The sequence below is a fragment of the Pontibacter indicus genome (assembly GCF_900156345.1).
In the GTDB taxonomy this organism is placed as follows: domain Bacteria; phylum Bacteroidota; class Bacteroidia; order Cytophagales; family Hymenobacteraceae; genus Pontibacter; species Pontibacter indicus.
In genome coordinates, this window is record NZ_FTPP01000002.1 from 844,678 (window position 1) to 857,833 (window position 13,156).

The following is a 13,156-nucleotide window of genomic DNA, read 5'->3' on the forward strand; positions in this document are numbered from 1 at the left end:
GCTGACCATACAGTAAAAAAAGCTCCTGCCATGGCGGCAGGAGCTTTTTTGTTTTATAAGCACAGAAAAAAAGGCTAACTTCATGCTGGAGAGCTTCCTGCCTACAGGTGTACCGGTATGGGAGCTATTTAAACAGCTATAACCTGAAAATGACAGATAGAATTATGAAACAAGCCATAGACGAAATGCCCATGACCAAGGCCATTGCCGATGTGTTGCAGCAGCTGGGTGTAAAAGAACTGAACCCGGCCTACAGCACTGGTCTGAACTGGGGCGGCGAAAACAACAAAACCACCCGCGACATCCATTCACCTGCCGACGGCAACCTGATCGCGAGCGTGAACATGGCCACAGCTGACGACTACGAGCAAGTGGTGAAGACCGCTCAGGAGGCGTTTAAGGTATGGCGCACCTTGCCTGCTCCGAAGCGTGGTGATATCGTGCGCCAGATCAGTGATAAGCTGCGCGAGCACAAAGAAGCGCTGGGCAAACTGGTGAGCTACGAAATGGGCAAGATTCTGCAGGAGGGCCTTGGCGAGGTGCAGGAAATGATCGACATCTGCGACTTTGCAGTGGGCTTGTCACGTCAGCTGCATGGCTATACGATGCACTCCGAGCGCCCGCAGCACCGCATGTATGAGCAGTACCATCCGCTGGGCATCGTAGGCGTAATCTCGGCCTTCAACTTCCCGGTGGCGGTTTGGAGCTGGAACGCTATGCTGGCCGCCGTTTGTGGCGACGTGACCATCTGGAAACCATCTGAGAAAACACCGCTTACGGCCATTGCCTGCCAGCACATCATCCGCGACGTGCTGTCCGAGAACGAGCTGCCGGAAGGTATATTCAACGTGATCATCGGCGATGCGGAGATCGGCAGCCTGATGGCGCATGATACCCGCATACCACTTGTGTCGGCCACAGGCTCTACCCGCATGGGCAAGAAAGTGGGCGAAGCCGTTGGCGCTCGACTAGGAAAATCCCTGCTGGAACTGGGCGGAAATAACGCCATCATCATTACCGAAAATGCCGACATCGAAATGGCGCTTCGTGCCGTGGTGTTCGGTGCCGTGGGTACCTGCGGACAGCGCTGTACTTCTACCCGTCGCCTGATTGTGCACGAGAATGTGTTTGACCAGGTACGCGACCGCCTGCTCCGAATCTATCCGAACCTGCCGATCGGTCACCCGCTGAGCGACACCACACTGGTCGGTCCGCTGATCGATAAAGATGCCGTGAAAGCTTTCCTGAATGCGCTGGAGGAAGTGCAGAAAGAAGGTGGCAAGCTGTTGATTGGTGGCGAAGTGCTGGAAGGCGAGCAGTACGCAACCGGCACTTACGTGACCCCGGCTATTGTGGAAGCAGAGAACCACTACCACATGGTGCAGGAAGAGACCTTTGCGCCGATCTTATACCTGATCAGGTATAGCGGTGACGTAGAGAACGCCATCGATATTCAGAACGGGGTAAAGCAAGGGCTTTCGTCGTCCATCTTCTCTACCAACCTGCTCGAAACGGAGGCTTTCCTGGCACATTGGGGTTCTGATTGCGGTATAGCCAACGTAAACATCGGGACATCCGGTGCCGAGATTGGTGGTGCCTTCGGCGGTGAGAAAGACACAGGCGGTGGCCGCGAATCTGGTTCCGATGCCTGGAGAATCTACATGCGTCGTCAGACCAACACCATCAATTACAGCCGCGAATTGCCATTGGCTCAAGGTATCAAGTTCGATATCATGGATTAATGTGCTGATGCGTTAATTTTTTAATGTGCTAATGTGCGTGGACAAACCGCGCTTTTCATACCTGCCAGTGCCTAGAAAGCTAGGAAGTAAGGTATAAAAGATGCTGTGAAGTCAGTAAATTCGTTCAAGCCAGCTCCATTCGGGGCTGGCTTTTTTTGTGGCTATACCTGACAAATAAGTAAAGCGGTGTAATGTAAATGTGAGCAACGGATAATTTTTTAAAATATTTTGCAACTTGATGCAACCCAACGGTTTTAGCTGTGTCTTTAGTGCAGATAGAATGAAGGGAGGAGGAAAAATAAGATGAAGTAAGCAGTTGAGTCGACAAACAAGGCAAATAGAACGATAAACGAGGCGATTTTGGAAAAAGGCACTTTTCAGGATGTGAACGCACAAGTGGTGGAGCGCTGCAAGGCAGGGGATAACCGTGCCCAGTACGAGCTTTACAAACTTTATTCCAAAGCCATGTTTAACGTGAGCATGCGCATCACCAACGACTATGCTGAATCGGAGGATGTGCTGCAGGAAGCCTTCATCAGCGCTTTCAAAAATCTTCATTCTTACAAAGCAGAAGCTTCATTCGGGAGCTGGCTCAAACGGATCGTGATCAATGCCTCGGTTAACGCCGTCCGCAAACGGCGCTCGGAACTGGTGCCGCTCGAAGACCGGCTGGCGGAGGACGTGCCGGAAGAAGAGTACGACGACAACACCGAGTGGCAGGTAGAACAGGTGCGCCGCGCCATACAACGCCTGCCCGATGGTTACAGAGTGGTGCTTAGCCTATACCTGTTGGAAGGCCTTGACCACGCCGAGATAGGAGAGGTGCTGGAGATAAGCGAGTCTACTTCGAAGTCGCAGTACAGCCGGGCCCGCAAGAAGCTGCTGGAGATTATGAAAGATACACATTCCATGGCCTAACCGTGGTTGATTATAAAGAGAAGAGAGATGAAAGATAGATTAAAGGATTTTGTGAACGAAAACCGGGAAGAGTTTGACGTGTTCGAGCCCAGACCGGAGCTGTGGCAGGAGATCTGCACCGAGCTGAAGATACAGCAGGCGCAGGAAAAGAAGCCCCGCAAAGAAGCTAAAGTGATCAGCATCAACTTTGGAGAACGCCTCAACTTCACGGCCGATTTCATGTTTATGCGTGTGGCCGCCACCATCGTGCTGTTGCTGGCCTGCGGTATCACACTCTGGACCGTGAAACAAAATAACCCGGCAGCTACCAATACTACCAATACCCTTGCTGCCAATACTGGAACAGGTGAGCAGGAATCGATCTACCAGGTGGCACCTGAGCTTGCCGAGGTGGAGGTATACTACACCAGCCAGATCAACAGCAAGCGCGAGGAACTGAGCGAATACGACCTGAAAGTACTTGGCCTGGACGAAACCCGCGAGATAGACCGCGAACTGGCCCGCCTCGACAGCAGCTATACCCGACTTAAAAATCAATTATATACCACACCAAATACCGACCAGGTGATGGCAGCCATGATCAGGAACCTGCAGATCCGGATCGAAGTGCTAAACCATCAGTTGGAAGTGCTCCAAAAAATAGAAGCTATAAAAGAACAGGACACCACTGAACCACAGAACAATGAGACCACTACTATTTAAGACATTGCGCTACCATATAGCCACGCTTTTGGTAATACTGCCCGCTCTGGCCATGGCGCAGCCTTTCGCGCCGGAGCCCTGCCCAAGCCAAACGCTTCCTGCACCTCCAACCCCTGTCGTGCAGCAGACGCTACCGCCCGTGCCGCCAATCCCGCCGGCGCCTCCTATGCAACCACATCAGTCGAATTGCCAGGAAGCCGAAGCCTATACCTTCAGTTCGGAAAAGCGCAAGACTTTCGACAAGACCTATAAGGTTGGCAAAACGGATGTGCTGAACATCGACAACAAGTTCGGCAGCGTGCATGTGAACACCTGGAACCGCAGCGAGATACAGGTAAAGGTAGACATCATCAGCCGCGCCAACTCCGACCAGCAAGCCCAGGAAATGCTGAACAAGATCAGTGTGGCTGATAGCCGAAGCGGCAACACCATCTCTGTTAAGACTGAAATGGGTTCAATGAACTCTAAAAGCGGTCACCAGAGCTTTGAGATCAACTACACCATCAACATGCCTTCCGAAAACAACCTGGTTGTAAAGAACAGCTTCGGCAATGTATACCTGCCCGACATGAAAGGCAAAGTGGATCTGAATGTGCGGTACGGCGCTTTTAAAGCGGGCAATCTGGCCAATGCCAACAACAACATCAAGGCTTCTTTCTGCAACAGTTCGTCCAACACCATCGGTTTCCTGAACAAGGGCAATGTGGAGTTAGCTTACTCTACTCTCAACCTTGGCAATACCAATGGCGTGAACGGCTCGTCAAAGTTCAGCGATTTTAAGATCGGGAATCTTACAGAGGCGCTGCAGATGGATGTGAAGTATGGTACTTTCAGAGTGGACAATGTGAAGAAGAATTTTAAGTCCATTAACGTAAACGGCGGATTTACACCGATACAGCTTCACTTCGAGAACGATACCGCTTTCGACTTTGACGTAAACGTGCAGTTTGCCGACTTCAAAGTAGACCGGGAACTGGTGAAGTTCACAACACTAGAGAAGGGCCATACCTCAGCAGAATATAAAGGTAAGTTTGGAAGCGCAGCACCTAAGGGTAGCATCAGCATCACTTCTAAATATAACGATGTGAAATTCACGAAATAGTCTCTGGTCAGTATCATCCCAGCACCAGCGAGGCTAAGTATAAGAATCTGTTTAAGGTGAGAGAAGCCGGTCTGTTTCAGGCCGGCTTTTTCTATGGATGCCGTATAGAAGCGGTAACGGAGGCACAATGCTGGCCAGAATGTTTTATATTTGAGTATGACAAACGACAAAGAGCTTCTCAATTCCTCGAAAGCCCCGGAGCCGGTGGGGCTATACCCGCACGCACGCCGTGTGGGCAATCTTTTGTTCCTGTCTGGCGTTGGACCAAGGGAGCGTGGCACCAAAAAGATTCCGGGTGTCGAGCTAGACGAGGCAGGCAATATTACCTCTTACGACATTGAGACGCAGTGCCGCTCGGTTTTCCAGAACGTGCGCTATATTCTGGAAGACGCCGGATCAAGCTGGGCGAACCTGGTGGACGTGACCGTATACCTGACGAACATGAAGGACGACTTTGCCACTTACAACCGCATCTACGCCGAGTATTTCAAGGATAACCAACCATGCCGCACTACGGTGGAGATCAATAAATTACCAACGCCCATCGCCATTGAGTTGAAGTGCATCGCCACCATCGACTAGCTATACCTGCAAACCGAACAACTTTACGTGAACAATAGACAAAAGGAATTTGAGCAGCGGGCCGCAGCCTATGCTGAACAGGAACAGAAAGCAGCCGGCAAATCGAAGACGGTGTCGTGGCTACGGGTGGTGGTGTTTGTAGCAGGCGCCATAACTGCCTGGCTCTTTTTCCGCGACGGCAACACCAGCGCAGGCATCATTAGCATCGTCGGGTTCTATATCCTCTTCATCCTGGTGATGCGCTGGCACAGCCGCCTCGACTACCGGTATAAGCAGCTGCAATTGCTCGGTAAGCTCAACCTGCAGGAGATTGACCGATTGCAGGGCAAGCTACATACCTTTGATGATGGCATTGCCTTTAAGGACGACCATCATCCCTATACCTCCGACCTGGATATTTTCGGTCCGGACTCGCTCTTCCAACTGATGAACCGCTCCGTCACCAGCATCGGCAAGCTGCGGCTGGCCCAGTGGTTTCGGCAGGTGGCCCCTGCTCCGGAAGTGCTGCGCAGGCAGGAGGCGGTGGCAGAACTGGCAATGCCGGACCAGCAGGAGTGGCTGCAGCAAGCCATCGTGAAACCGATGCACTACAAGCACCTCAACGAAAACACGCAGGAGTTCTTCGACTGGCTGCGTGCGCAGGACTTGTATAAGGCGCATCCCTGGCTCAAGCTGTTGGTGTTCGTGCTACCCGTTCTGACCTTAACGGCCATTGCGGCCTGGTTCTACGGCTACTCCGGCTACATCGCAGGTGGTTTTTTGGCTATTCAGTACCTGCTCGGACTCAAGTTCCAGAAACAACGCGACGACTACTACGACAAGAGCATCGGCATGTATGAGGCCATGCAAAGCTATACTGACCAACTGCGCCACCTCGAGCCCTATACCTTCAAGGCTCCACTTCTAGAGGAGATCCGGACCGGGCTTTACAAAGGCAATACAATGGTTTCCACCGCCATCGGCAAGGTAGCCACCATCATCGATTATTTCTCGTGGCGACTGAGCACGCTGATGAGCTTTTTCCTGAACAGCATTCTGATGTGGGACCTGGTGTGGATTTATCGATTGGAGAATTGGAAAGCCCAGCACCTGGACCAAGTGGAAAACTCCCTCGACCTGCTGGCTGAGTTCGAAGCGCTTACCAGTATGGCTGCCTTCCAGTATGCCCAGCCGCATTTTGCTATACCTGAGCTCAGCGCTATACCTTTCGAGTTGGAGGCAGAGCGGCTGGCCCATCCGCTTATCTTTTCGGTAGAGCGCATCGCCAACGATTTTCAGATGCAGGGAGCAGGCAAGACCATTGTGGTGACGGGCTCGAACATGTCCGGCAAAACGACTTTCCTGCGCACAGTGGGCATCAACATGGTGCTGGCCTTTATGGGAGCCGCCGTCTGTGCCCGCCGCCTGAAAGTGGCGCCAGCACAGGTATACACGGCCATGCGCACCGCCGACAACCTGGCCGAGAATACTTCTTCTTTCTACGCCGAACTTAAGCGCCTGCGTATTTTACTCAACATGACGGAAGGAGAGGAGCCGGTCTTTTACCTGCTCGACGAGATACTCAAAGGCACCAACTCCCGCGACCGCCATGCCGGCGCCATGGCCCTGATCCGGCAATTGCACCGCCGCAACGCTTCCGGCCTTATCTCTACGCACGATCTGGAGCTAGGCGCCATGGAGCAGGAATTGCCGGGCAGCGTCGAGAACTTCAGCTTCAACAGTACCATCGAGGGCGACAAGATCCTCTTTGACTATACCTTGCAGCGGGGTATCTGCCGCAGTTTCAACGCCAGCAAGCTCATGCAGCTGATGGGTATCGAGATGGAGCGCACCGATGCTGCAGGGTGAATACGTTTACCTAATGCCTGAATTTACGTTAGTAGAGCAACACATATAAATCAACCAGCAAATAAACCTATGAGAGTAGTAGCCGACATACCTAATCCGCACGTGAAGATCACGCTGCATTCCTATAATAACAAGTATATCCTGAAGCTGGAGAAGGCCAATCTGGAGCAGATCTATAAGATAGAAGAGACCGAAGTGATGGGCGATGAAGGCGCCAAAGCCCTGCTGGATGAAGAGTTCATCGAAGCTGTCGTGAATCGCTTTCAGGACATGCGCGATGCCTTTGTGAGCACCGTGCGACGCAATAACTAAGGTATAGCCAGCTGTGTCCTGCTTGGAATTGATTGAGATTCAGGTATATTTACTGATCTTATACCTGAGCTATACCTTACCCATCAACTAAATCAACCATTTTATGAAAAGACTTGTCCTGCAAAACGCCCTCGCACCGCACTTACTCATCTATGGCGGTTTAGCGCTCATTATGTGGCCCACTGCGCTTCGATTACTTGGCTTTTTGAATGTCAGAAATGATATCAGTCCGGTTTTTCTGTATGCGGGTTTGGGCGTGATGTTCGCTGGAGGTGCCCTGCGTGTGTACCAGGACCAGCAAGCAGGGGAGTCTTTCTTTAAAAGCTATTTGTTTCGGGTGCTTGCAGGTATAGCCGTGGCCGCTATCATGATGCTGACGGGCATCATCAAAACGCCGGCGTTTCTGCAACATCTGTTCTAAACTTCTATACCTGCAGGTATAAAATAAAAAAGGCGCTGATTTCTCAGCGCCTTTTTTAATATGGTTGCAATGCGAATTAGCCGATAGCTACACGCTTGAACTCAGTTACAGTCAAACCTTTGCTAGTCTTCTCAAGCAGCTGAGAGATAGTCAAAGAAGAATCTTTTACGAACTCCTGGTTCAACAGGGTGCTCTCTTTGTAGAACTTGTTCAGTTTACCTTGCGCGATTTTCTCCAGCATGTTCTCTGGCTTGCCTTCAGCACGAGCCTGCTCCTTGCCGATCTCGATCTCACGCTCGATAGTAGCAGAGTCAACACCGTCTTTGTCAAGCGCGATTGGCTTCATGGCAGCGATCTGCATCGCGATGTCCTTACCAACCTCAGTTACGTCTGTGCCGTTGGTATTGCTCATACCTACCAGTACACCCAGTTTGCCGTTAGAGTGGTTGTAAGCTACCACTTTCTCAGCTTTCACAGTCTCGTAAGAAACCACGTCGATTTTCTCACCGATTTTGCCCATCAGGTCTGTGATGTGGTCCTGCAGCGAACGGCCGTCAGCCTGTGGCGTTGCCAACAGTTCTTCTTTAGAAGAAGCACCAGTAGAAACAGCAGCGGCCAGTACGGACTGTGCCAGGTTTCTGAAGTCTTCTACTTTTGATACCGGTTCAGTTTCGCAAGCAAGTGCTACTACTACGCCAGTAGCGGCGTTGTCGCTTACCTGCGTCAGCACAATACCTTCAGAAGTAGCGTTGTCAGCACGCTTGCTGGCAATCTTCTGTCCTTGCTTACGCAGAATATCTTTAGCAGCTTCGAAGTCACCGTTAGCTTCTGTAAGTGCTTTTTTGCAATCCATCATACCTGCACCAGTTTCCTGGCGAAGTCTGTTAACGTCTTGTGCTGTAATAGCCATCTTGTTATAATTAAGAATTATGAATTAATAATTAAGAGTCACTTTGCGGCATCATCCGGAAAAGGATCAGAACAATTGGCTGCTCCTCGCAGTCTTTTATTCTTTGTCAAAATATCTTTTCTCTATCCTATGCCCTAAAACAAACTGAACATTGAAGCTTATGGGCCCAATGTTCAGTCTATTTTACTATGCTATATGCATGCGAGATTATTGCTCGTCAGCTTCCTGCTTGGCTTTGATGCCTTCTTCTTCAGAACGCTTACGCTCAGTCTCTTCTTTGTCTACTTTGCGCTCAGACAGACCTTCTTCGATGGCCTTACCGATGATCGAAACGATCAGGGCGATAGACTTAGAAGCGTCGTCGTTGGCAGGGATTGGGAAGTCAACCAGCTCTGGGTTAGAGTTTGTATCGCATACTGCGAATACAGGCAGGTTCAACTTCTGAGCTTCCTTCACAGCGATGTGCTCACGCTTTACGTCCACGATGAACAGAGCAGCTGGCAGGCGAGACAGGTCGGCGATACCACCCAGTACACGCTCCAGTTTCTCACGCTCACGAGAAAGCATCAGACGCTCACGCTTTGCGATAGCTGCATAAGCTGTGTTGTCTTTCACCATCTTGTCGATAGTAGACATTTTCTTAAGCGACTTGCGCACGGTGGCGAAGTTCGTCAGCATACCACCCAACCAACGGTCAGTTACATAAGGCATTTTCAGACGCTTTGCTTCTTCAGCAACGATGTCCTGTGCCTGCTTTTTGGTAGCTACGAAAAGGATTTTACGACCAGACTTGGCGATGTTCTTGATAGCTGAAGAAGCTTCGTCAAGGGCAACCAGTGTCTTGTTCAGGTCAATGATGTGGATACCGTTTTTCTCCATGAAAATGTATGGAGCCATTTTCGGGTCCCACTTGCGGGTAAGGTGACCGAAGTGAACACCTGCCTCAAGTAATTCTTTATAATTAGTACTTGCCATGTTGTTGATACACCTTTAATATTAACGTTTACTGAACTGGAATGAACGACGCGCTTTGCGCTTACCGAACTTCTTACGCTCCACCATGCGAGGGTCTCTGGTGATGAACCCTTCTTTGCGAAGTGCAGATTTTGACTCGGCGTTTTCTACTACCAGTGCTTTTGCGATAGCAAGTCTAAGTGCTTCAGCCTGGCCGCTTACACCACCACCTTTTAGGTTGGCAGTAACATCGTACTTGCCAATAGCTTCTAAGGTTTGAAACGGCTGATTCACAATAGTTTGCAGTACTTCGTCGGGGAAGTACGCCTTGATATCTTTACCGTTAATAGTGATATTCCCTTGCCCGGCCGTCATGTAGATACGAGCCACCGAGGTTTTTCTTCTACCAGATGTATTGATAACTTCCATTAATTATTAGATGTTGAGGGTTAATTCTTTAGGCTGCTGAGCTGCAAATGGATGCTCGCTTCCTGCAAAAACATGAAGATTACGGAATAGCTCGCGACCCAGTGGGCCTTTAGGCAACATGCCACGAACCGCACGCTCTACGAGCAGCGTTGATGATTTAGCCTTAAGCTCACGTGGAGAAGTCTTCTTCTGACCACCTGGGTAACCAGTGTGCGACAGGTAGTACTTCTGATCCCACTTGCGGCCTGTGAAGCGCGTGTCATCAGCATTGATAACGATAACGTTGTCACCGCAGTCAGCGTTTGGCGTGTACGAAGGCTTGTTCTTGCCTTTCAGGATCTTGGCGATTTCAGACGCCACGCGACCCAAGCTTCCTTGCCCTGCATCAATAATCACCCAGCCTTTGTTGGCTGTCTTCTTATTGACAGTAAGGGTCTTATAACTTAAATGATCCATTTTTGGTGGTTGTAAGCGATTTATTTAACAATTAATTTTTTCTCGAGGGTTCTTGAAAAATGGTCACAAAGATAGAAAGTCTTTATTTGATATGCAATACTTAGTGTAGAAATATGCTGGAATACAGAGGGATAGTGTAAAAAGAAAGGCAGCGGCACAAAGTTGCGCCGCTGCCTGTAAGTTAGTTTATTATTTATACCTATGTATTATCTCGGCGCTAGTGTGGTTGCAATTTGAACTTCACCAGTCTTTTTGTTACCCTGCACTATCACAATGTTGTCGGCATCCAGAATACTTTTTAAAGCATCCGCATTGTAAGTTGCGCTGGCGCGGGACTTCTTGTTTTTGGAAGCGAGTTCAATTTTCAGGCTGCTAACTTTTTCGCCCGCGTATTTCTCATTGAAGCTCAAGTCAAAGCCATTGTCCTTGAACGCCTGCTTTGCGACCTCCAACTCTCTTTTTATAATCTCTTCCGGCCAAAGGAAGTATGTCACATGCTCTTCGGTTTCCACCAGGCGTGCACCGCCTGCTTTAGGTATAGCAGGGCCTTCATATCTTGTTGGCGGTGGAGGTGGTGGAAGCTGTTCGCCAACAGGAACAGGTGGTACGGGTGGAATTGTTTCTTTAGCTGGCGCAGGAGGCGGTGGTGGTGTACCAGGTGCCTTCGGCATAGCTAACGGTGGCGAAGGCAAATTCTTCAGTTTCTTGTTGAATTCCTGTACCTGACGGGAGTTCTTGTTTCGCTTTGTGATAATGGAAACTACCCCTGTGGCAGTTTTATCATTCAAAAGTATTTGAGCAGACTCGCCCCTGAATGTACTCATGCTATGAACAGACTCCTTATCAAGCGCTACAGCTAGTGCGGCATCCTTATCGGAAATTACCCCATCAATGAAGTAGTGTTTCTCTACGGGCATTATTACTTCTGCTATAACGTTTTCTTCTTTGTTAGGGGCTGGCGGAGCAGGTGGTGCATCTGGCGCAGCCGGTACAGGGGGTGGCGGAGGTGGCAGGAAAGGAAGTTGGCCCCACTTTGCCTCAGCAGCCGGAATGCGCTGGTTTTTGTTGTAATCGTAGGTTTCTGTCTTCCCGTTTTTGAGGTAGATGATGATTGATTCCAGATTCTTGTTCCTGATGTTGTCAAACTTCCAAGCTACCTCCTTTACATTGGGATGACGCTTCAGAAAATCTTTGTAATCCTCAGGCCAGTTCGCTTTGTCATCATAATAGCCGATGTTCTCTAGTTTCAAGATGTAAGGTTCATCCTGATCCGGGTTGTCTCTTCTGGCAACTGGTGGCGCACTGGGCATTTCGCCGTATTTCAGCTCGGCAGAGGCCATGCTTTGCTTATCGCCGAAGGTATAGACCTCTTCAGCACCGGACTTTAAGGCCATTACAATTTTACTGTTCGATCTCCAGGAGATTCTATTAACCTCAGGGTTTCGCGCATAGAAGGCAGCGTATTCATCAATTGGCTCTGCCTGCGCTGGTGTGGCCTCTTCCTTGAAAACGGCTTCTGTTATGGTAGCGATATCCTCCTGCGAGGCGCTCCGGAAGGCAACCAGCAATACGGTGACGAGGGGCAGCACAACCAGCAGTCGGAGCCGGCTGGCTTTGTTTGTGGGCATTTTGTTCATCATGGCAATTCTTCGTTTAAGGGATGGGAAATTAAACTGATTGGCAAGCTGAGGTTGTGTGGCGCCCACAACTTTCAGTAAGAGGTACTGGTAAGCTACTCTATCGACGCCAGCATTTACAACATGCTGGTCGGCTATAAATTCAAGGTTTTCTTTCATGGCCTGTTTCATGAGCCATACCCCCGGGTTGAACCAGTAAAATACCGTGCTCACCTCGGCCAGCAGCACATCCAGGGTGTGCCAGCCGTTCACGTGTATCTGTTCGTGCCGCAGGATCGACTCCAACTCAGGCGATTTATGCTGCGCAGGGTTCAGGTAAATGGTTTTCCAGAACGAGAAGGCTTCGCTTATACCTGGTACTTTGCGAAACGCCACGCCCTGGTAAGAAGCAGGCACAGAGGTGCGGTGTATGCGGTAGAGCGACACAAACTGCACGATCAGCCGCAGCAGCATCAGGCCACAGCCGAGCCAGAACAGCCCGACAGGTATAAGCCAGTAGTCGAATGCGGGGGCTTGCTCAGGTACAGCGGTTGGTGTCCACTCAGGTATAACAATGGCATAGCTTTGTACCACGGCCAGCTCTTCGTGGCGGCTAAACAGCTCGGAGAGATCCACCAGCGGATAAATGGCCGAGAACAGGATGCCGAACACCAGGAAAAGGCGGTTGAGGTGGTAGAACGTGAGCTTGCGCAGCACCAGGTAATAGGCCAGGTAAAAGAGCACCAGGGCCACGTTCGCTTTCAGCAGGTATAGGAGCAGGGTTGGCATATCAGTCGGTCTTTTTGTTTTCGATCATGTCGATAATCTCCTTCAGCTCCTCGGCACTGATCTGCTTTTCCTTTGCAAAAAAGGCCACCAGCTCTTTGTAAGAGTTCTTAAAATAGTCGCCTACAAAGCCTTTCATGAAGCGCTTCTTATAGTCCTCTTCCTTAATGATGGGCGTATAGCGGTAGGTATTGCCAAATTTCTCGCTCTGCAGAAAACCTTTCTTCTCCAGATTCTTCACCGTAGAGGCCAGCGTGGTATAAGGCGGCTTAGGTTCGTCGAGTCTCTCCAGAAACTCCTTGATAAAACCGCCGTCCAGCGACCAAATCGCCTGCATAGCTTCCTCTTCTTGTTGTGTGAGCTTTTCCATAGTTCTAC

At 50.2% G+C, this 13,156-nt stretch carries 14 protein-coding genes; 8 read left to right on the forward strand and 6 right to left on the reverse strand.

From position 1 onward, the window contains the following. Positions 1-164: 164 nt before the first annotated feature. From amaB to B0B12_RS12550, 8 genes are all read left to right on the forward strand, one after another. A complete protein-coding gene (gene amaB, locus B0B12_RS12515; protein ID WP_083704202.1) occupies positions 165-1,742 on the forward strand; it encodes an L-piperidine-6-carboxylate dehydrogenase in 1,578 nt (525 codons plus the stop codon). A gap of 360 nt (positions 1,743-2,102) precedes the next feature. Next, on the forward strand, positions 2,103-2,660 hold the full coding sequence (locus B0B12_RS12520; RefSeq protein WP_076669326.1) for an RNA polymerase sigma factor: 558 nt from the start codon (positions 2,103-2,105) through the stop codon (positions 2,658-2,660). A gap of 27 nt (positions 2,661-2,687) precedes the next feature. Next, entirely contained in the window at positions 2,688-3,362 is a 675-nt protein-coding gene (locus B0B12_RS12525; RefSeq protein ID WP_076669327.1) for a hypothetical protein, read from the forward strand. Beyond that, the gene (locus tag B0B12_RS12530; protein ID WP_244554694.1) at positions 3,343-4,464 is read left to right on the forward strand and encodes a hypothetical protein; all 1,122 of its coding nucleotides are present in this window, start codon (positions 3,343-3,345) and stop codon (positions 4,462-4,464) included. The genes B0B12_RS12525 and B0B12_RS12530 overlap by 20 nt, the downstream gene beginning before the upstream one ends. 156 nt (positions 4,465-4,620) lie before the next feature. Next, positions 4,621-5,046 carry a RidA family protein gene (locus B0B12_RS12535; RefSeq protein WP_076669329.1) on the forward strand — a complete coding sequence of 142 codons (426 nt, stop codon included), beginning with the start codon at positions 4,621-4,623 and terminating at the stop codon, positions 5,044-5,046. A 27-nt stretch (positions 5,047-5,073) separates the two neighbouring features. Then, complete coding sequence (locus tag B0B12_RS12540) at positions 5,074-6,894, forward strand: MutS-related protein (RefSeq protein ID WP_076669330.1); 1,821 nt, start codon at positions 5,074-5,076, stop codon at positions 6,892-6,894. A gap of 69 nt (positions 6,895-6,963) precedes the next feature. Beyond that, complete coding sequence (locus B0B12_RS12545; RefSeq protein ID WP_076669331.1) at positions 6,964-7,206, forward strand: hypothetical protein; 243 nt, start codon at positions 6,964-6,966, stop codon at positions 7,204-7,206. A gap of 103 nt (positions 7,207-7,309) precedes the next feature. Continuing rightward, positions 7,310-7,627, forward strand: a complete 318-nt coding sequence (locus B0B12_RS12550) for a hypothetical protein (protein ID WP_076669332.1) — start codon at positions 7,310-7,312, stop codon at positions 7,625-7,627. A 76-nt stretch (positions 7,628-7,703) separates the two neighbouring features. Here B0B12_RS12550 and tsf read toward each other — a convergent pair whose 3' ends face one another. From tsf to B0B12_RS12580, 6 genes are all read right to left on the reverse strand, one after another. After that, positions 7,704-8,537 carry a translation elongation factor Ts gene (gene tsf, locus B0B12_RS12555; RefSeq protein WP_076669334.1) on the reverse strand — a complete coding sequence of 278 codons (834 nt, stop codon included), beginning with the start codon at positions 8,535-8,537 and terminating at the stop codon, positions 7,704-7,706. A gap of 207 nt (positions 8,538-8,744) precedes the next feature. Next, positions 8,745-9,512, reverse strand: coding sequence for a 30S ribosomal protein S2 (gene rpsB / locus B0B12_RS12560; protein ID WP_076669335.1), 768 nt, complete (start codon positions 9,510-9,512; stop codon positions 8,745-8,747). A 21-nt stretch (positions 9,513-9,533) separates the two neighbouring features. Next, positions 9,534-9,920 (reverse strand): 30S ribosomal protein S9, encoded by a 387-nt coding sequence (gene rpsI, locus B0B12_RS12565; protein WP_076669336.1) that lies wholly within the window; start codon positions 9,918-9,920, stop codon positions 9,534-9,536. Between the two features lie 6 nt (positions 9,921-9,926). After that, the gene (gene rplM, locus B0B12_RS12570; protein WP_076669337.1) at positions 9,927-10,376 is read right to left on the reverse strand and encodes a 50S ribosomal protein L13; all 450 of its coding nucleotides are present in this window, start codon (positions 10,374-10,376) and stop codon (positions 9,927-9,929) included. Positions 10,377-10,582: 206 nt separating this feature from the next. Continuing rightward, positions 10,583-12,781 (reverse strand): M56 family metallopeptidase, encoded by a 2,199-nt coding sequence (locus B0B12_RS12575; RefSeq protein WP_076669338.1) that lies wholly within the window; start codon positions 12,779-12,781, stop codon positions 10,583-10,585. Between the two features lies 1 nt (position 12,782). Then, positions 12,783-13,148, reverse strand: coding sequence for a BlaI/MecI/CopY family transcriptional regulator (locus B0B12_RS12580; protein WP_076669339.1), 366 nt, complete (start codon positions 13,146-13,148; stop codon positions 12,783-12,785). Between the last annotated feature and the right edge of the window lie 8 nt (positions 13,149-13,156).